12 protein-coding genes are annotated in these 16,449 nt (G+C 65.5%); 3 read left to right on the top strand and 9 right to left on the bottom strand.

What is annotated here, in order from left to right; translation table 11 throughout:
- Positions 1-98: 98 nt before the first annotated feature.
- Together AC0Z42_RS03240 and AC0Z42_RS03235 are read right to left on the bottom strand one after the other, a co-directional pair.
- Entirely contained in the window at positions 99-1,352 is a 1,254-nt protein-coding gene (locus AC0Z42_RS03240) for an ABC transporter substrate-binding protein (protein WP_485466807.1), read from the bottom strand.
- A 129-nt stretch (positions 1,353-1,481) separates the two neighbouring features.
- Entirely contained in the window at positions 1,482-2,765 is a 1,284-nt protein-coding gene (locus AC0Z42_RS03235) for a carbohydrate porin (protein WP_485466806.1), read from the bottom strand.
- Positions 2,766-3,088: 323 nt separating this feature from the next.
- Between AC0Z42_RS03235 and AC0Z42_RS03230 the strand changes: the two genes are divergently transcribed.
- Together AC0Z42_RS03230 and AC0Z42_RS03225 are read left to right on the top strand one after the other, a co-directional pair.
- Positions 3,089-5,002 carry a glucokinase gene (locus AC0Z42_RS03230; protein ID WP_485466805.1) on the top strand — a complete coding sequence of 638 codons (1,914 nt, stop codon included), beginning with the start codon at positions 3,089-3,091 and terminating at the stop codon, positions 5,000-5,002.
- A 1-nt stretch (position 5,003) separates the two neighbouring features.
- Positions 5,004-6,050 (top strand): LacI family DNA-binding transcriptional regulator, encoded by a 1,047-nt coding sequence (locus AC0Z42_RS03225; RefSeq protein ID WP_485466804.1) that lies wholly within the window; start codon positions 5,004-5,006, stop codon positions 6,048-6,050.
- A gap of 4 nt (positions 6,051-6,054) precedes the next feature.
- Here the strand turns inward: AC0Z42_RS03225 and AC0Z42_RS03220 are convergent, their stop codons facing one another.
- The 3 genes from AC0Z42_RS03220 to AC0Z42_RS03210 are packed head-to-tail and all read right to left on the bottom strand — an operon-like array spanning position 6,055 to position 9,220.
- Positions 6,055-6,972, bottom strand: a complete 918-nt coding sequence (locus AC0Z42_RS03220) for a carbohydrate kinase family protein (protein WP_485466803.1) — start codon at positions 6,970-6,972, stop codon at positions 6,055-6,057.
- On the bottom strand, positions 6,969-8,183 hold the full coding sequence (locus tag AC0Z42_RS03215) for an AGE family epimerase/isomerase (RefSeq protein WP_485466802.1): 1,215 nt from the start codon (positions 8,181-8,183) through the stop codon (positions 6,969-6,971). The genes AC0Z42_RS03220 and AC0Z42_RS03215 overlap by 4 nt, the downstream gene beginning before the upstream one ends.
- Positions 8,184-8,227: 44 nt before the next feature.
- The gene (locus tag AC0Z42_RS03210) at positions 8,228-9,220 is read right to left on the bottom strand and encodes a tetratricopeptide repeat protein (protein ID WP_485466801.1); all 993 of its coding nucleotides are present in this window, start codon (positions 9,218-9,220) and stop codon (positions 8,228-8,230) included.
- Positions 9,221-9,349: 129 nt separating this feature from the next.
- On the opposite strand from AC0Z42_RS03210, the gene AC0Z42_RS03205 reads away from it, so the two are divergent.
- Positions 9,350-9,739, top strand: coding sequence for a DUF1090 domain-containing protein (locus AC0Z42_RS03205; protein WP_485466800.1), 390 nt, complete (start codon positions 9,350-9,352; stop codon positions 9,737-9,739).
- Between the two features lie 10 nt (positions 9,740-9,749).
- Here the strand turns inward: AC0Z42_RS03205 and AC0Z42_RS03200 are convergent, their stop codons facing one another.
- Genes AC0Z42_RS03200 through AC0Z42_RS03185 form a run of 4 tightly spaced genes read right to left on the bottom strand, consistent with a single transcriptional unit; the run spans position 9,750 to position 16,444 of the window.
- On the bottom strand, positions 9,750-11,744 hold the full coding sequence (locus tag AC0Z42_RS03200) for an SWIM zinc finger family protein (protein ID WP_485466799.1): 1,995 nt from the start codon (positions 11,742-11,744) through the stop codon (positions 9,750-9,752).
- Positions 11,741-12,883 (bottom strand): VWA domain-containing protein, encoded by a 1,143-nt coding sequence (locus AC0Z42_RS03195; protein ID WP_485466798.1) that lies wholly within the window; start codon positions 12,881-12,883, stop codon positions 11,741-11,743. Before AC0Z42_RS03195 ends, AC0Z42_RS03200 begins: the two co-directional genes overlap by 4 nt.
- The gene (locus AC0Z42_RS03190) at positions 12,876-15,350 is read right to left on the bottom strand and encodes a DUF5682 family protein (protein ID WP_485466797.1); all 2,475 of its coding nucleotides are present in this window, start codon (positions 15,348-15,350) and stop codon (positions 12,876-12,878) included. Before AC0Z42_RS03190 ends, AC0Z42_RS03195 begins: the two co-directional genes overlap by 8 nt.
- The gene (locus AC0Z42_RS03185; protein ID WP_485466796.1) at positions 15,341-16,444 is read right to left on the bottom strand and encodes an ATP-binding protein; all 1,104 of its coding nucleotides are present in this window, start codon (positions 16,442-16,444) and stop codon (positions 15,341-15,343) included. The genes AC0Z42_RS03190 and AC0Z42_RS03185 overlap by 10 nt, the downstream gene beginning before the upstream one ends.
- Positions 16,445-16,449: the final 5 nt, after the last annotated feature.

Here is a 16,449-nt window from a genome sequence, read left to right as displayed (position 1 = left end):
TGCGTATGGCGCCCGTCCGGGCGATTGCCGGAGGGGGCCTGCGATACCTGCAACATCTGCGATGCAGCAGCGCCGGCGGGGAGCCGGCGCTGTGGTGATTACTTCACTTTGGCGGCTTTGGCCAGTTCGGCAACAGCGTCTTTCGAGCTCATGTTGGTGTTCATGAACTTGGCAACCACGTCAAACACGGCGCCTTGCGTGGCCGATGGCAGCGCCATGCCGTGCGCGAACGATGGCAGCAAGGTGCCTGCCTTGTTGCTGGCATCCATGTCGTCCATCGATTTCAGGGCGCAAGCGTCAAACTTGTCCTTGGAAACGCCGGAACGTACAGGGATGGAACCCTTGTTCAGGTTGAAGATCGACTGGAACTTCGGATTCATGATGGCGTTGGCCAGGGCGATCTGGCCTTTCTTCGCATTCGCATCCTTTTGCGTGAACATGGCAAAGGAATCGATGTTGAAGGTGTAGGCTTTTTCCGTGCCTGGCGCTGCCACGCACAGGTAGTCCTTGCCTGGCACTTTGCCGGCAGCCGTGAATTCGCCCTTGGCCCAGTCACCCATGAACTGGAAGCCGGCCTTGTTGTTGATGACCATGGCGGTGGCCAGATTCCAGTCGCGGCCGGCCGCATCCTTGTCGATGTAGGTCTTGACTTTGCCCAGGGTGTCGAACACCTTGAGCATGGTCGGACCGGTCAGCTCTTTCTGGTCCAGCTTCAGGATGGCTTTCTTGTAGAAATCAGCGCCGCCCACGCCCAGCGCGACCGATTCAAACACGGTGGCGTCCTGCCATGGCTGGCCGCCGTGGGCAATCGCGATGCCGCCCGATTTCTTGATCTTGTCAGCCGCTTCGAAGAATGCTGGCCAGGTGGTTGGCGTGCCGACGACGCCGGCTTTTTTCAGCACTTCCGGGTTGACCCACATCCAGTTGACACGGTGCACATTGACCGGTGCGGCAACGTAGTGGCCCTTGTATTTCATGACGTCGGCCACGACTTTCGGCAGGACCGCATCCCATTTGCCGGCAACGGCGGCTTCATCGATATTGGCCAACACGCCTTCTGCGCCCCATTCCTGGATCGACGGGCCCTTGATCTGGGCAGCGGTCGGCGGGTTGCCGGAGATGACGCGGGTTTTCAGCGCGGTGGTGGCGTTTTCGCCGGCGCCGCCTGCTACTGCAAAATCTTTCCAGCCGAAACCGGCTTCCTTGACCATCTGCTGCAGCTGGCCGACGGATTTGGCTTCGCCACCCGAGGTCCAGTAGTGCAGCACTTCAACGTCGGCAGCGAAAGCATTGCCGGCGAATGCCAAGGCGGTCAGGGCGGCCAGTTGGGTAATCTTGAATTTCAGTTTCATCTCCACAATTCCTTTTTTGATCAAGCTTTTAGGGGGCTTCGGCGCAATGTGCCGAGAAGGGTCGAAATTGCGCCTGTATCGGCGCTCTTGTGTGCCGAGACCCGCTGGCAAGCGGGTCTCGTTGTTTGCTTAGAACCAGGCTTCAACCTGGAAACCGTACGATGTGCCGCTGGTATTGTTGTTGTAGATCGGGCCGCCGTTGTTGGCTGCGTTGACCGACGCGGTGGCCGCATCGTTCCATTTGCCGTAGCTGACAAAAGCGCGCAGTTCAGGACGCGACCACAGGCCAGGACCTGCCGAAATCGCCGGGGCGATGGTCAGCTTGGTCAGGCGCTTGGTCGGGCCGCTTGCTTGCGTCACGCGGTCCGTACCCAGTTCGCCAATCAACTTGAAGTTGTTGGTGAAAGCGTATACAGGACGCACGCCGACCGAAGTCCAGGTCGACGAGCCGGTAGCATTCGACTCGTCTTTTTGCCACAGGGCGACCAGTTCCATGCCGAAGTTTTCCATCGGCTGGATCGCCAGGTCATTGAACACGCGGGTGCGTTTCACATCCGAACCGAACGAGGTGTCGCCTGCGGCGCCGAACTGGGCACCCTTGCCGACGCCAGGGCCAACGCCGTATTGCACGCCGAAGGTGTTGCCGCCGCCGTAGATCTTGCCTTGACGATGGAATGCCGACAGCTGCCAGCCGTTATGCTTTTCGCCGAAAGCGTCGTTGTCCTTGCCTTCGCCGATGATGTAGGTCGCGGCCAGGTCCAGGGTGCCGTTGGTGTTGACCGGGATTTCACCGTAGATGAAGTTCTGGCGTACGGCCGACTTGGTGCTGACGATGCCCGTTGGCGACACGGAATTGATATCGTTGTCCTTGAAGAAGGCATACGAGAATTTACCAGGACCGGCTTGAATGCGGTCCAGGCCGGCGCCGGTACCGTTCATGTTGATGTACTGCAGATCCAGCATGTGGATGTCAGGACGGTAGTAGAAACGTTTACCGACCCAGGCTGTGCCGCCGTTCAGGAAATCGAGTCCCTGGGCTTCGACGTAGGCTTTGACGATGCCGACCTTGTTGTCGCCGAAATCGGAGTTTGGTGCGTAGGCGTTGACCCAGACGGTGGCCATGTAGGTCACGTCACCGGACTTGGCGATGGCTTTGGTGTAGCCGAATTCGGTGTAGGCGTCGCACTCATTGCCCAGACGATATTTCATGGTATTGCCACCCAGGCCGAAGCAGCCTTGTGAGCCGCCGTCGCTGGAGGTGTTGCTGCCGGCGCCAGCGCGCAGGTAGCCGTGGAAGCCTTCGGAATCGGATGGGTACATCGGGTCTGCCATGGCGGAACCGCTGGCGATGGCTAAAACGATGGCAGCAGGCAGCGCTTTCAAAGCGGCCTTCAACATGTTGCGATGCAGCATGGGTAAGTCTCCTCAGTAGTTGTTTTTTTCTAGTACTTCGTGGCCGAATGTACTGGCCAGAAATCTTTCCAGCAGAGACATAGTAACTATACTACGAACAAATATCAACATATTATGTTGTAATCCTACGACTAGTCGGCGAGACTTTATTTGACTATTGTTGGTCTTGCACAAAGTGTTTTTTCCTTGCCGCCGGGCGCTGGCAAAAGCCTGGCGGGCTTTTTTTGGCACGGAGTGCAAATACGCTCTAGAATCCTTGGTTTTCACCATAACGACAGTTGCGCCGCAAAGACGGCGCACGCAGACGAGACTTGAACGCCGCCATGAGAATTGATGAAAGAACAGACAGTACGGGCAGCGACGCGGCCGACCGTTTCAGTGATGGCCCGCGCCTGCTGGCCGATATCGGCGGCACCAACGCCCGCTTCGTGCTTGAAACGCGGCAAGGCCACCTGGAAGCGGTGGCCGTTCTTCCCTGCGACGACTACGCTTCCTTGCTCGACGCGATTAACGCCTACATAGGCAGCCCTGAGGCGCGCGCCGCCGGTTCGGCCCGCGTGCGCCATGCGGCCATCGCCATCGCCAACCCGATCGACGACGACAATATCCGCATGATGAACCACCACTGGTTCTTCTCGATCGAAGCCATGCGCACCGCGCTCAGCCTGGACACTTTGCTGGTGGTCAACGACTTCACGGCGCTGGCGATGGCCCTGCCCTATCTGCGAGCCGACCAGCGCATGCAGATCGGCGGCGGCATGGCGCGCGCCGACAGCGTGATCGGCCTGCTCGGTTCGGGCACGGGCTTGGGCGTATCGGGCATGATCCCGGCAGAAGACCGCTGGATCGCGCTCGGCAGCGAAGGCGGCCATGTCAGCTTTGCGCCGTGCGACCAGCGCGAGATGGACGTGCTGTCGTATGCCTGGCGCGAACTGTCGCACGTTTCGGCCGAACGCCTCGCGTCCGGGCGCGGCCTGGAACTGATCTACCGCGCATTGGCCGAACGCGCCGGCGTGACCGATGCGCAGCCGCTGCTGGCGTCTGAAATCACCAGCCGCGCGCTGGCCAACGACTGCGAAGTATGCCTTGAAGCGGTCGACTGTTTTTGCGCCATTCTCGGCTCGATTGCCGGCAACGTCGCCATGACCCTGGGCGCGCTGGGCGGCATTTATATCGGCGGCGGCATCGTGCCGCGCCTGGGGCCGTTGTTCGAACGCTCGCAGTTCCGCGCGCGCTTCGAGCAAAAAGGCCGCCTGAACGAATACCTGGCGCAGATTCCCACTTTTTTGATCACCGCCGAACTGCCGACTTTTCTTGGCATTGCCGCCATCCTGGCGCAAAAACTCAAGCGGGCCAACTCGGGCGCGCCGGTGCTCGACTCGGTGCGCCAGGCGCGCGGCCGCATGAGCCCCTCCGAATGCAAGGTGGCCGACTGGGTGCTGAAGGAGCCGAACGCCATGCTGACCTTGCCGATCGCCGAAATCGCCCAGCGCGTGGGCGTGAGCCAGCCAACGGTGATGCGCTTTTGCCGCTCGATCGGCGTGCAGGGCCTGGCCGACTTCAAGCTCAAGCTGGCCTCGGGCCTGACCGGCGGCGCCATCACGGTGGCGCACTGCCATGTGGAGATGTCGGACTCCGACGCCGAACTGGCGCGCAAGGTGCTGGGCAACAGCGCCTCGGCCGCGCTGGCGATGCGCGACATGCTGGACGTGAAAGCACTGACCGAAGCGATCGACATGCTGCGCGGCGCGCGGCGGGTGGAACTGCTGGCCGTGGGCAGCGCCCGCGTGGTGGCCGACGACATGCAGCACAAGCTGCTCAACCTGGGCATCGTCAGCAGTTATTTTGCCGACCAGCAGGCGCAGGAAATGAGCGCCGCCTTGCTCAAACCGGGCGACGTCGCGCTGGTCATTTCGCGTTCGGGCACCCTGCCCGAACTGCTGCGCACGGTCAAAGTGGCGCAGGGCTGCGGCGCGCGCGTGCTGGCCATTACCGCCAGCGGCTCGCCGCTGGCGCGCCAGGCCGACGTGCTGCTGACATTGAACCACCCCGAGGGCAACCTGAACTTCGTGCCGATGATCGTGCGCCTGCTGCAGCTGATGATGCTCGATATTTTGTCGGTGGGCCTGGCACGGCGCGACACCGTGCAGCGCACCAGCGCGGCCGAAGGCGATGAAGGCCAGCTGCACGGCATGCGCATCAGTGGCAAGCTGAAGTTCGGCGGCCATCTCGAATAGGATGACGCCCATCGCCGCTGATACGCCAGGCGGCGCCACCGTGCACGACGTGGCGCGCCTGGCCGGCGTCTCGGCCATGACGGTGTCGCGCGTGATCAACGGACGCGCCAGCGTCAGCGCCGCCACGCGCGGCAAGGTGGAAGCGGCAATCGCCGCGCTGCGCTACCAGCCCAACCTGGCGGCCAGGGCCGCGCGCACCGGCACCCTGCGCATCGGCCTGTTGTACAGCAATCCCAGCGCGGCGTATCTGAGCGAATTTTTGGTCGGCGCCATGGAACAGTGCAGCCAGGGTGGCGGCCAGCTGCTGCTGGAACGCTGTGGCGACCTGGCCAGCCAGCAGGCCGCGATCAGGAAACTGGTGGCCGCCGGGGTTGACGGCATCCTGGTGCCACCGCCGCTGTGCGACTCGCCACAGATACAAGCGCAATTGAACCGCATCGGCATGCCCTCGATCGCGGTGGCTACCGGCCAGCCGTCGCCCGCCATTTCCGCAGTACGCATCGACGACTACCAGGGTGCGCTGGCGATGACGCGCCACCTGCTGGCGCTGGGGCACCGCGATATCGGCTTTATCCAGGGCGACCCGGCGCACACCCCTGCCCTGTTGCGCCAGCAGGCGTTTCTCGATGCGATGCAGGAGGCGGGGTTGAGCGTGCCGGTGCACCGGCTGGCGCAGGGACTATTTACCTATCGTTCCGGACTCGATGCGGCGCGCCGCCTGCTGGAAGCGCCCACCCGCCCCAGCGCCATCTTCGCCTGCAACGACGACATGGCGGCGGCCACCTTGGCCGTGGCCCATGGCATGGGCCTGCAGGTGCCGCAGCAGCTGTCCGTGTGCGGCTTTGACGATACACCGGTGGCCACCACCGTCTGGCCCGAGCTCACTACCGTCCACCAGCCGATTGCCGACATGGCACGCGCCGCCGTCACCCTGGTGCTTGACGAAATACGCCAGCGCAGGGCCGGTGACGTGGCGCCGGCCACGCACCGCCTGCTCGATTTTACGCTGATGGTGCGGGCCTCGACGGCGCCGCCGGGCGCCCGCTGAGCGCTTATTTCACCACGGTTTTTTGCGCCAGCGATGCAACCAGCTCCACCGACGGCGGCGAACCGCCGGCGGCCAGGCAGGCGCCCGCGCCGGCAGCCACGGCAAAGCGCAAATGCTCGCCAGCGTCAACTTCAGGCCGGTACATCAGGCTGTACAGCAGGCCGCCGATACTGGCGTCGCCGGCACCAACCGAATCAACCACCTCGATCACCGGTGGCGCCGCCTGCCAGGTGTGCTCGCCCTGGTACAGCGCCGCGCCGGCCGCGCCGCGCGTGTACAGGAACGTTGCTTGCGGGTTCCAGCTGCGCAGCTGCGCAAACGAGGCGTCGATATCGTCGTGGCGGAACAGGCCCGCCAGGTCTTCGTCGGATACTTTCACCACATCGGCCAGCGCCGTCATGCGCGCCAGGGTGGCGTCGTAGCGTTCATCCATCATGACGCGGAAATTCGGGTCATAGCTGATTTTCACGCCGGCCGCCTTGAGCTCTTCGGCCAGCGCCACCAGCTTGCCGGCCAGCGGTTCGCGCGCCAGGCTGATGCCGCCAAAGTGCACCCACTGCGCGCCCTGCATCCAGCCGGCCGGCAGCTGCGCCGCGTCGAAATGCAGGTCGGCGCTGTCGTCGCCGATAAAGTAGTAGGTGGGTGGATGCAGCTCGTGCACGATGGCCAGCAGCGGCGACTTGGCGTAGCGCTGCAGGAAGCGCGCATCCAGGCCCGCCGCATGGTTGGCGCTGGCCAGCGCGTCGCCGAACACGTCCAGGCTGACGGCGCCGGCAAAGGCGCTCGGCACGCCCAGCCTGGCCATCACGCGCGCCACGTTCCAGGTTGAGCCGCCAACCTGGCTGCTCCACTGATCGCTGCCGGTGCGCAGCATGTCGGTCAGCGCTTCGCCGGCCGAGACAAAAGAAGGAAAGCCGCTCATGCCGCACCGCCAAGCAAGTTCAGCACTTCATAGCAGGCGCCCATGGTGTGGTAGTCGGTCTTGCCGGCCGGGCTTTTCTGGTTGCTGATCTTTTGATTGTCGGGTGTGAGAATGCGGTACCAGGCGCCATGGTCATGGTCGACAAAATGCTGCCAGCTGTAGTCCCAGATCTTGTCGTAGGTTTGCCAGTAGCCCTCGTCGCCGGTGCGCTTGGCCAACACGGCGGCAGCGGCAAAGCTTTCGGCCTGCACCCAAAAATATTTGTCGCCATCGCAGATTTCATCGTGCGGGCCGAAGCCGTAGTGGATGCCGCCATGCGTGTTGTCCCAGGCCTTGGCCAGCGCCGTGTCGAACAGTTCGCGCGCGCGCGGCAGCAGCCAGTCCGACGGGCCGGCCATGAACTTGGCGTGGCGCTCCATGATCAGCAGCAGCTTGGCCCATTCCGTGAAATGGCCGGGCTGGTAGCCCCACGGACGGAAGATATTGCTCTTGTCGTGCAGGTTGTATTCAAGGTCGATCGACCAGTCCGGTTTATAGTGTTCCCAGATCATGCCGCCGGCCAGGCCGGCCTGGCGATTGGTGATATTGTGCGCCAGCGTTTCGGCGCGGTGCAGGTAGCGCGCTTCGCCGGTCGCCTCGAACGCCGCCAGCATCGCTTCGCAGGCGTGCATGTTGGCGTTCTGGCCGCGATAGCCGTCGAGCGTGGCCCAGTCGGCGCTGGCGACGTCGGCGTACAGGCCGTGCTCGGGCAGCCACATGCGCTGCTCCATCAGTTCGAACGTTTCATCCAGGTAAGCGCGCGCTTCCTGCATGCCAGCCTGCAGTGCATGCGCATAGGCCAGCAGCACGAAGGCCAGGCCGTAGCAGTGATTCGCGCCGTCTTCCACCGTCCCGACGCCATTTTCCCAGCGCAGCTGCCAGGCGTAGCCGCCGGTTTCCGGATTGCGGTGCGCATCGCGCAAGAAGGCCACGCCGTGGCGCAGCGCCGCCTGGTAATCATCGTCGCCGAACTGGCGGTAGGCCATGGCGTAGTTGAAGATGAAGCGCGTGCTGCTGACCAGGTGGCGCGTGGCCGCATCGTAGATGGTGCCGTCGTCGAGGAAGAAATGGTAAAAACCGCCGCTGGCGTCGAGCGCCCGCGGATGGTAAAAGCGCATCGTGTGCAGGATATGCTGTTCGAGCATGCTCTTGGAACGGAAATCGGGATTCATGAGTCTCTCATCATATTGTTATCGATAACAAATATAATATCACGCTACCTCGGCATGCCACCAACGACCCTGGCTTGACTCAACTTTTCCCGCCACAGCGCCGCCTGTGCCGGGTCCGTTGCCTGGCCAAGTTCGCCATGGTCGTAGACTTGTACCAGCCGCTCCATCGCCTCCAGGTCGCCCTGCTGCGCGGCCAGCAGATACAGCGCAAACGGCGGCGGCGCCTGGCCCTGCCGGGTCGGCCCGCCACGGCCCTGCTCCAGCAGCCGCGCAAAGCCGGCCTGGCCGGGCGGGCTTTTGGCAATTGCCGCCATTTCATACCAGCCCAGCGCCGCCTCGTCGCTTTGCGCCACGCCCTGCCCCACTTCATATGAATAAGCGACATTGTTCAGGCCCGGCGGATCGAGCGCCTTGGCCGCCTTCATGTACCAGCCAAACGCCTCGCGGCGCTGGGCCTCGCCGGTAGCCGTCATCATCAGCCGGTAGCCGATCTCATTATAGGCCGGGAAGTAGCCGTTTTCGGCATGTATCTTCAGCCAGTGCAGCGCGTGCGCGCGTTCTTCAGGGCTGCTGTGGATGGTTTCGTAGTGCAGCGCCAGGGTGATGTGGGCCTGCTCGACGCCTTGCGCGGCAGCCTTGCGCAGCCAGTATTCACCCTGCTTGCGGTCCACCGCCACGCCCTGGCCGTGCGTCAGGGCCACGCCAAGAACCGATTGCGCCGTGCCATTGCCGCCTTGCGCCGATTTTTCCAGCCAGTCCAGGCTCGCATCGCTGTCGCGCGGCGTGCCCTGGCCCTGGTGCAGCATGCCGGCCAGTTGCAGCTGCGCCGCCGCGTCGCCGGCCTGCGCGGCGCGACGCGCCTTGCCGAAGGCGGCCACTTTATCGGGTGCCAGGTCGACCGGAGGGTTGACCAGCGCATCGACCCGCTGGCGCATGGCATCGAGGCCGCTCAGGTCGAACGGCACCAGCGCCGGGTGCTGCTGCGCCGGCGCGACTGCCGGCAGCAGCAGGGAAAAGGCAAGGAGATATTTCAGCATCGGTCATCCTGGAAAATGTGCAGTGGTGATGGTAGCCGATGCCGCCTGCAAGACAGCGCGCGGCACGCAATAATGGTAGGCTTGCACGCGGTATTGTTCACCGCTTGTCCACCACTTTGAAAGGCCGCCATGTACCGTTCATCCATCACCGCCTTGAGCCTGTTTGTCGCACTTTCCGCCAGCGGCGGCGCCTGGGCCGAAACCCAATTGGCCGGCTGCGCCGCCAAGCGCGAAAGCATCCGCGCCGAACTGCGTGACGCCCAGCAGATGGGCAATACCAACAAGGTGGAAGGCTTGAGCCGCGCGCTCGACGAAAGCAACGCCAACTGCCGCGACGATGCACTGGTCAGGCGCCACAACGAAAAAGTCATCAAGGCGCAGGCCAAGGTCAACCAGACCGACCGCTCGCTGCGCCTGGCCCAGGAAGCGAACAAGGAACCGAAGAAGATCGCCAAGCTGGAAGGCAAGCTGGAAAAAGCCAGGGCCGAACTGGCGGCGTTGCAGGCCAGGCAGCCCTGATGCAGCTGCTCTACCGGTCAGTCTCCAAAGCGAGGCAGGTGGTGCAGACATAGGCCAGCATGAGCGCGCGGGCGGCGCTGGGCGCGCCCATATACGCGGCCAGCAAACGGGCCGGCAGGTCCAGTCCCAGTGCACGCAAGGTGGCGCCATGGCGCGCCAGCTCGTTTGCCACTTCCGGCTCCAGGCGCGGCCGGCCGCTGCGTGCCTGCAGCGCCAGTCGATCGAGGACCTGGGCCAGCACCAGCGACATGCCGGAGGTTTGCTGCAAGACCGGCGGCGCCATGCTGGTGCCGGCCAGGCTCTTGAAAAAGCGCGCCAGCGCCGACGGCAGCTTGCCCGCATCAACCGCGAAATCGAGCGACACCACGCGCAGCTTGCCGTTTTTGGCGATCAGCAGCGCCACCGGCTGCCACCCATCAAACTCGCCACGCGCGCGGCTGGCCAGCACGGCGCGGATATCGGCGCCATCGGTCACCGCCGCCTGCAGCCGCGCGATGCGCGGGCGCAGTGCCTCCTGCGCGGGGATCACCAGGTTCAACACGGCGCCATTTGTGTCGAACACCTGCCAGTCCAGCTGCTGGCGGACTTCATCGAGCCGGGGTGCGGCCACCGCGCTGGGCCGCAGCAGCACGCAGTCGACCGGCTGCGCCGCCAGCCCGACGTTCTCGCCGAGGAAGGCGGCCAGCGCCGCCCAGTCGGCAAAGCCAAGCTGCTGCCAGCGCGCGTCGTCGAGTTCCCACAATGGCACGGTGCTGGCGTGCGCCTGGCTGTCCATGGCCAGGCGGCCGTCTGCCGCCATTGACGCGCCGGACAATATCAGGCCCTGCTCGCACAGGCGCTGCACGCTGCCGGCGCCCTGCCACAGGCTAATGGCATTCCAGCTCGATTCGCGCGTAAATGAACGGTCGTTGCCGTCCGGCCGCGCCAGCACCGCCTGCAGAATCCGGCCCGCCCGGTGATCCCAGAACGCCAAGCTCAAGCCATGCGCGCCGCCGCGCGTTTCCCACCACCAGGCGCCCAGCGGCAGCAGTTCCAATGGCGACTCGCCTGCGGCATCGAAACTGCGCCGCGTTTGCCCGCGCAGGCGCTGCAAGGGCTGGCCGGTGGCCTGTTCCAGCGCCGCGCACAGCGCGTAGATCGACGCCATCTCGTCGAACGCCAGGCGCTCGCTGGCGTGATAGTCGCGCCGCACCAGCAGGTCCAGCGTGCCGCCCAGACCGCGCAGCATGGCGGCCAGGCGCGGCAGGCTTTCGCCGCGCGCCGACATGGTCAGCGCGCGCAGCTGGCCGGCGGCAATTGCGCTGGCGTGCGACAGGCCGTTGTCATGGAGTTCGCCCAGCAGGTGGCGCACCTGGGCCAGGAACAGCAGTTCCGAGCTGCTGACGCCCTGCACTTCCTCGGCCGGCGCCGCATCCATCCCGGCCGGCCAGGCAAACTCGCGGCCATGCTGGCGCCAGACACAGGCCAGCGCATACAGGTGCAGCGCCTTGCGTATCTTCAGTGGCGTGTCCGACACCATGCCCTCGAAACCGGCGCCGCGCAGATAGCTGCACGCCAGTTTCAACGATGGCAGTTCGATCTGCAGCCGGGCGTTGAGCACCGTCGCCTGAACCTGGTCGCCGTCAAGCAGCCAGGCCAGCGCCTGGCGCACGGCCGGCTTGCCGGCCTGCTTGCACAGCTGCGCGCTGTCCTGCGCCAGCACTTCTTCCAGCACGCCAGGCGCCGTCTCGCTTGCGGCATCGTCCGGCAGTTCGCGCAACCACACGGCAGCTGCCAGGATATGCTTGCAGATGCCGGGCGCCGGGCAATCGCAGCGGGCTTTTTGCGGGCCGCCGCCATCGAGCGTCACCTGCTGGCCATCGGCCAGCACCACGCCGCCCGCATCGCCCTGCCAGCCGACCTTGTCCGCTTCGACATCCTTCAGCGCGCGGCGCAGCAGGCCGGCATTGGCCAAGGTTGCCAGGCTGTCGTCGTCGAAACTGCGGTACACCGCTTGCCAGCTCATTGCATCACCCCCGCCAGCCATTCGGCAAAGTGCTGCGGCGTCAGCGCCGCCACATGCATGCCCTGGTCGGCCAGGCGCTGCGCCATGCCCCGGTCGTACACGGGCTGCGCACGCTCGTCGAGCGCGGCCAGTCCCAGCAGGGTAACGCGCGATTCGGCCATGCGTTTCAGCGAGGCCAGCAGGGGCGCGGGCGGCGCGCCCTCCTCGAAGTCGCTGATCAGCGCGAAGATCGTGCGCTGCGGGGTGGTCACCAGCTGCTCGCAATACTGCACCGCGCGGCCGATATTGGTGCCGCCACCCAGCTGCACCGTCAGCAGCACTTCGACCGGGTCGCTGGCCAGGTGCGTCAGGTCGACCACGCTGGTGTCGAACACCACCAGGCGCACATTGACGGCGGGCAGGCTGGACAAAATGCCGGCTACCACCGCCGCATAGATCACCGAATCCATCATCGAGCCGCTCTGGTCGACGCACAGGATCACGTCCCACGGCAGGCTGCGTTTGACCCGTGCATTGAAGATCGGCCGCGCGATCACCATGCGCCCGCTGGCCGTGTCGTAGTGCTTCAGGTTGGCGGCAATGGTGGCGCGCCAGTCGAAGTTTTGCGCGCTTTTCAGCTGGCTGCGGCGAAAGCGGTTGCGCCGCCCCGTCACGGCATTGACGAAATCCTTGCGCAGCCGCTCGGTGATTTCCTCGACCACGCGGCGAATGATGGCGCGCACCGCATCATGCATGTCGGCGCTCAGGCGCCCGCGCATGCCGATCAGTGCGCGCGCCAGCGCCTGGTTCGGCTCAAGGCTGGCCAGCACGGTCGGGTCGCGCAAGAGGCCGCTCAATTCATAGCGTTCGATCGCATGGCCCTGCACGCGCTCGTACACTTCCTGCGGAAAGAGTTTGCGCGCCTGGTTCAGCCAGTCGATCGCGCGCAGCTGGCTGGGGTCGAGCGAGCCGCCCGCGCCGGGGCCGCCGCCACGCAGCATGCCCTTGCGTTCATACTCGCGGCCATACAGATAATCGAGGCTGGCGTCCAGCCGGCCATCATGCTGCGACCACGCTTCGTTTTGCAGCGGCTGCGCATAGCGCCCCAGGATCAGCCGCCAGCGGCGCAGCAGTTCGGCATTGTCTTGATGGTCAGCCATGCGGCGCCTCCGGTGTCGTATCGAGCCAGCTACCGAGCGCGTCGCGCGCCAGGCAGGCCGCCAGCGCCGCGTTCAGGCGCCCGCCGGCCAGCATGTCGGCCTCGCTGACGTCGTAATGGAGCTCCGCCTGCAAGGCCTCTGGCGCGGCGCCATTGAGCAGCGCCAGCGCTTCGGCCAGTTCGCCCGTTTCCTGCGGTTTCAGGCCGGTGAAGGCCAGCCGCAGGTCGGGCAGGTAGGCGATGAAGCTGGCCTCGTCCCAGCCGCCCACCATCTGGTTGAAACTGCGCCGCAAGCCTGGCTGCGTCAGCAGCAGTTCGGGCGCGGCGGCCATCAGGCCGGACAGGAAACGTACCGCGTCCTGCGCCATGGCGCCCGAGCCGAAGCGCTGTTCGAGCAGCAGCGACAACTGCTGCTCGTCCCAGGCGCCATCGAGGAACAGCAGCGCGCTGGCCGCGCCGCAGATGCCGGGCGCGCCGTCGCCGCGCTGCGCCAGGCGGTCCAGATGGCGGTGCAGATCGGCCGCTTCGAAGGCGAGACCGGCTTCCTCTTCGCCCAGGGCGCTGCGCGCGGCGCGGCCAAATTCCCGCAGCGCCAGCAACTGCCCCACTTGCGCCATTTCCGCGTCTTCCGCCACATCGGCCAGCGCCGGCAGCAAAAACAGCGCGGCCGGCCAGACGCGCCGCATCAGCTGCAGCACGCCCGGATGCCCGCGCACGCCCAGCGGCTCGCGCGCGCGCCACAAGGTCACCAGCGCATGGCCGCAGGCGACCACGGAAGCGAAGTCGCCATCGTCGTCGAGATGGCGCGACAGAAGATCAAGCAAGGCAGGCAGGCGCTCATGCAGGCCGATCACGCAGGCGCGCACCAGCAACGCGGCCGCGCTGCCGGCGGACCTGGCGCGGCCCTCGGCGGCCAAGGCCTGTTCCTCGCGCAGCAGCCGCGCCAGCGCCACCTCAAGCAAGGTGGCGCCGTTGCCGGACAGTTCGATCAGGCGCGCTTCGACCAGCGGCGTCCACGCATACGACCATTCCTCGAACAGCAGTTCGAGCCGGCTGCCGGTGAGGAAATCGGGGCCGCCCTGCCAGCGCGCGAGGCCGGTATCGAGGTACTGCATCAGCTGGAAGTAATGGCTGCGCCGGCGGTGGCGCTCCTTGCGGTACAGGTCCAGCCGCGCCAGCCGCTGCTCGCCATCGTCCAGGCGCAGGCCGTGGCGGCGCGCTTCGGCGCGCGCGTCTTCCACCAGCGGCGGCGAGCCGGCCGACGGCGGCACGTCGCCAAGGCGGCTGCCCGTCATCTGGCGCCGCACATCGTCCAGCAAGCCCTGCATGCCATCATCGATGGCGCCTTTCACAAAGCACGAGCGCATGGCGTCCAGCAGGTCCGTCCGGCCCGGCCCCGCATGGCCGCGCAAGGCCGCCAGCCGCGCCGCCTGCAGCACCGCCGCCTGCACTTCGGCCGTCGAGATGCGCTGCTGCAGCCCAAGCACGCGGCTGTGCTGCGCCAATTGCGTCAGCTGGTCGACGGCCACCGCCAGGTGATGCTCGTCGCCTGGCTGCTGCAGCACGTCCCACACGGCCTGGTAATAGGCCGGCGCCGGCATGCCGGCGCCATAGCCGTTCAGGGCATCGAGCCGTTCAAAACTGTAGCGTATCAACCAGCTGGGCACGGCTGCCGGCGTGCTTGAAATCGGCTTGGCCTGTTCAAGCAGATCGATCAGCGCGCTGGTATGAAAGCCGCCCGTCACGACCACGATGGGACCCTCGACCTGGCTGCGCCAGCGGGCAATGTGGGCCGCCATATGGCGCTCGCGCGGCAGGCTGCCCTCCGCTTCCAGCACCGCCGGTTCATAGTCGAGGCGCGCCATGGCGCAATAGGAAAACACGTCGCCGAACAGCGTGCGCCAGTCGAGCAAGGCCGTGCGCGAGCGAGACTCGAACAAATGGTCCCACAATTCGTCCTGGTCGCGGCAGCCGGCTTGCCGCGCCAGCGCGTTCAGGTAAGTGCTGTGGGCCAGGTAGCGTTCGGCCATCAGGCTGCGCGCCTCCTGATCCTCTTGCGCTTGATCCGCGCGCGCCTGCCATGGCAGGTCGATAAAGGACAGCTGCGCGCCCAGCGCCGCGCCTTCCTTCAGTGCCACCCATTCCGGGCTGTAGTCGCAGAACGGGAAGAACGCCGACTGCGTGTGCGTGTGCGCCTGCCCGTCGCCTGCCGGCGCGCGTGTCTGGCACAGCAGCGCCACCGGCGGGCGCGTACGTTCGTCAAGCAGCAGCGGCAGCATCTCGGTAAAACCGTCCGGCCCTTCGATCAGCACGGCGGCAGGCCGCAGCTCGCGCAACATGGCCTGCAGGGCAAACGCGCAGGCCGGGCTGTGGTGGCGCAGCGGCGCAAAATACAGGCCGTTGGCAAACAGCCGTTCGCGTGCGGCGGCCAGAGTTGACGCCAAAGGCGCCGGCAATGCTACAGCCATAGCTGACGCGCCGCCTCGCCGAAGTTTTTCCACAGGTCGTCGCGGCGGCCCCGTTCGCGCACCACGGTGTCGAAATAATGGCGCACGCGCTTGATGTCGTCGGCATTGTCTTTCAATACCACGCCCTGCAGCTGGTTGGCCAGTTCGCGCGGGCGCAGCACGCCATCGCCGAAATGCAGCGCTTCGAGCGAGGCCGCATACACCAGGTTGACCGCTTCGGCGCTCGACATCACGGCGTCCGGCGTCTTGATGGCCGCCCCTTCGCGGGTCTGGCCGGCGCGCAGTTCCTGAAAAGTGGTCACCAGCAGTTCGACCACGTCGCGGCCCACCACCACGGTGGCGCCGATGGCGGCCAGTTCGCGTGCAAGCTGCTGCATCACCAGTTCGACTTCGAAGCCATGGTCGCGGATCGGCTTGACAGTCTCGAAGTTGAAGCGGCGTTTCAAGGCCGACGACATTTCATGCACGCCGCGGTCGCGCAGGTTGGCGCTGGCGATAATGTTGAAGCCGCGCCGCGCATGCACGCGCGCATCGCCACCGAGCTCGGGGATCATCAGCTGCTTTTCCGACATCAGCGAAATGAGCACGTCCTGCATCTCGGGCGCGCAGCGCGTGATTTCCTCGAAGCGCACCAGCTTGCCCGCCTCCATCGCCTGGAACAAGGGCGACGGCACCAGCGCGCGCCGGCTCGGCCCTTCGGCCAGCAGCAGCGCGTAATTCCACGAATACTTGATATGGTCTTCGGTGGTGCCGGCCGTGCCCTGGATCGCCAGCGCCGAATCGCCGCTGATGGCGGCCGCCAGCAGTTCCGACAGCAGCGACTTGGCCGTACCCGGTTCGCCCACCAGCATCAGGCCCTGGTGGCCCATCAGGGTAACGATGGCGCGGTCGACCAGAGGATCGTCGCCATAGAATTTGCGGCTGACGTCAAACGCCGCGTCGCCGAGGATAAAGCGGCGCACCGCGCGCGGCGACAGCAGCCAGCCTTCCGGACGCGGATCGGTATCGGCTTCTTTCAGGCGCGCCAGTTCTCCCGCATGCCGCTGTTCGGCGCTGCGGCGCACCGCATGTTCCTGCTTGTCTGTTTCAGTCATTTTTT

Source organism: Janthinobacterium sp. 1L-D-8-B-C4 (genome assembly GCF_057291295.1).
Note: the sequence above shows the minus strand (reverse complement) of the source record. Positions and strands in the feature narration are given on the sequence as shown.

What these genes read in the sequence shown, in the direction of transcription:
- AC0Z42_RS03200 (WP_485466799.1), bottom strand. Translation starts at nt 11,744, where the DNA reads ATGAGCTGGCAAGCGGTGTACCGCAGTTTCGACGACGACAGCCTGGCA.
- AC0Z42_RS03205 (WP_485466800.1), top strand. Translation starts at nt 9,350, where the DNA reads ATGTACCGTTCATCCATCACCGCCTTGAGCCTGTTTGTCGCACTTTCC.
- AC0Z42_RS03185 (WP_485466796.1), bottom strand. Translation starts at nt 16,444, where the DNA reads ATGACTGAAACAGACAAGCAGGAACATGCGGTGCGCCGCAGCGCCGAA.
- AC0Z42_RS03225 (WP_485466804.1), top strand. Translation starts at nt 5,004, where the DNA reads ATGACGCCCATCGCCGCTGATACGCCAGGCGGCGCCACCGTGCACGAC.
- AC0Z42_RS03195 (WP_485466798.1), bottom strand. Translation starts at nt 12,883, where the DNA reads ATGGCTGACCATCAAGACAATGCCGAACTGCTGCGCCGCTGGCGGCTG.
- AC0Z42_RS03240 (WP_485466807.1), bottom strand. Translation starts at nt 1,352, where the DNA reads ATGAAACTGAAATTCAAGATTACCCAACTGGCCGCCCTGACCGCCTTG.
- AC0Z42_RS03235 (WP_485466806.1), bottom strand. Translation starts at nt 2,765, where the DNA reads ATGCTGCATCGCAACATGTTGAAGGCCGCTTTGAAAGCGCTGCCTGCT.
- AC0Z42_RS03210 (WP_485466801.1), bottom strand. Translation starts at nt 9,220, where the DNA reads ATGCTGAAATATCTCCTTGCCTTTTCCCTGCTGCTGCCGGCAGTCGCG.
- AC0Z42_RS03220 (WP_485466803.1), bottom strand. Translation starts at nt 6,972, where the DNA reads ATGAGCGGCTTTCCTTCTTTTGTCTCGGCCGGCGAAGCGCTGACCGAC.
- AC0Z42_RS03215 (WP_485466802.1), bottom strand. Translation starts at nt 8,183, where the DNA reads ATGAATCCCGATTTCCGTTCCAAGAGCATGCTCGAACAGCATATCCTG.
- AC0Z42_RS03190 (WP_485466797.1), bottom strand. Translation starts at nt 15,350, where the DNA reads ATGGCTGTAGCATTGCCGGCGCCTTTGGCGTCAACTCTGGCCGCCGCA.
- AC0Z42_RS03230 (WP_485466805.1), top strand. Translation starts at nt 3,089, where the DNA reads ATGAGAATTGATGAAAGAACAGACAGTACGGGCAGCGACGCGGCCGAC.